Origin of the sequence: Mesorhizobium sp. M4B.F.Ca.ET.089.01.1.1 (assembly GCF_004022605.1) — a bacterium.
Lineage (GTDB): Bacteria > Pseudomonadota > Alphaproteobacteria > Rhizobiales > Rhizobiaceae > Mesorhizobium > Mesorhizobium abyssinicae.
Genome location: NZ_RZOS01000856.1, coordinates 1 through 1275, shown reverse-complemented (window position 1 = coordinate 1275; position 1275 = coordinate 1). Strand labels below are relative to the sequence as shown.

The 1275-nt window shown below is 70.0% G+C and carries 1 protein-coding gene; it reads right to left on the bottom strand.

All coding sequences use genetic code 11. The annotated features are described in order from the left end of the window. A partial coding sequence (locus EN780_RS34525; RefSeq protein WP_128276484.1) for a PAS domain S-box protein occupies positions 1-1275 on the bottom strand: 1275 nt, incomplete at both ends.

Here is a 1275-nt window from a genome sequence, read left to right as displayed (position 1 = left end):
CGCCTGGGTCAGGTCCTCTTCGGCCCGCTTCCATTGCGTGATGTCGCGCACGACGGCGCAGAAGCCGCTGTCGCTGGGCAGCCGGCCGATGGTCATGAACAGCGGAATGAAGCGTCCCTGCGACTCCCGCCCGATCACCTCGCGGCCGTCATTCAGCACGCTCGCCACGCCGGGTTCGGAAAGCCCGCTGAGATAATCGCGCGCCGCGCGCTGGCTCTCGATGGCGAACAGCGAGGCGAAGGGCTTGCCGGCGACCTCGTCGCTGTCGAAGCCGAACAGCGCTTCCGCCGGGCGGCTGATCGAACGGATGTTGCCGTCGCGGCCGATCAGCACCACGCCGTCGGTGGCGGTGTCGATGATGGTGCGCATTTCGGCGATGCGGCTCTTCAGCTCCGAAACGTCCGGCTGCTGGGTGGGCTCGTCATTGGCGGCACTGAAATGCGCGGGCGCTGCGTCCTCTTCGCCGGAGCGGCGCACCACCAGCATCAGCGCCTTGCCGGCGCGCCACGGCACCGCGCGCAGGATGGCATCGATCGGGAATTCCTGCCCGTCGCGCGTCTTCAGCCTGAGCGCGCGGTCGCTTTCGTCGGCGGTGCCGTCCTCGGACTGCGCATAGGGATCGGCGAACAGGGCGCCGAGCCCGCCGGCGTCGGTCAGCTCGTCGAGCGTGTCATAGCCGGTCAGGTGCAGGAACTCGTCATTGGCATAGTGCAGCGCGTCGCCGGAGTGGATGATGAGCGGCACCGGCAGCTTGCCGAGGATGGACGTATCCGGCGCCCTGGTCTCCTCGCCGGTCGAGAAAGCCGACGGCACGAAGCCGTCGAGCTTGAGCGGCGGAGCAAGGAGGCGCGGCCGCGCGATCGCCGGCGTCTTCGCATCGGCGTCGACGTGGGCGGTGGCATCCTCGTCGGGTCGCGTCCATTCCTCGCTGTCTTGCGCGTCGCGGAAGTCGTCTGCCGTCATGCTGTCGTCGGCATCTTGCGGCGCCGAAGCCGGCGGAGCTTCGGCGGCCCTGGCCGCTTCAGGCTCGACAGCCGGGGCGCCACCGGCAAGCTGGTCGGTCTGGTCTTCGCGGCCGGCATAGTCGAGCAGCGAGCCTGAGACGGGGGGCGTGACCTGGCCGGCGGCAGGCTCTTCGGCGGCTTCGCCCGGCTCGCCGTCGAGGCGCGCCAGATCCTTCTCGTCCTCGGCGTCATCTTCCGGCGGTTCCGCCAGTTCGGCCTGAGCTTCCGCGCTCACCGGCTCCTCATCCGCGGCGTTCGCCTGGCCCCGGGT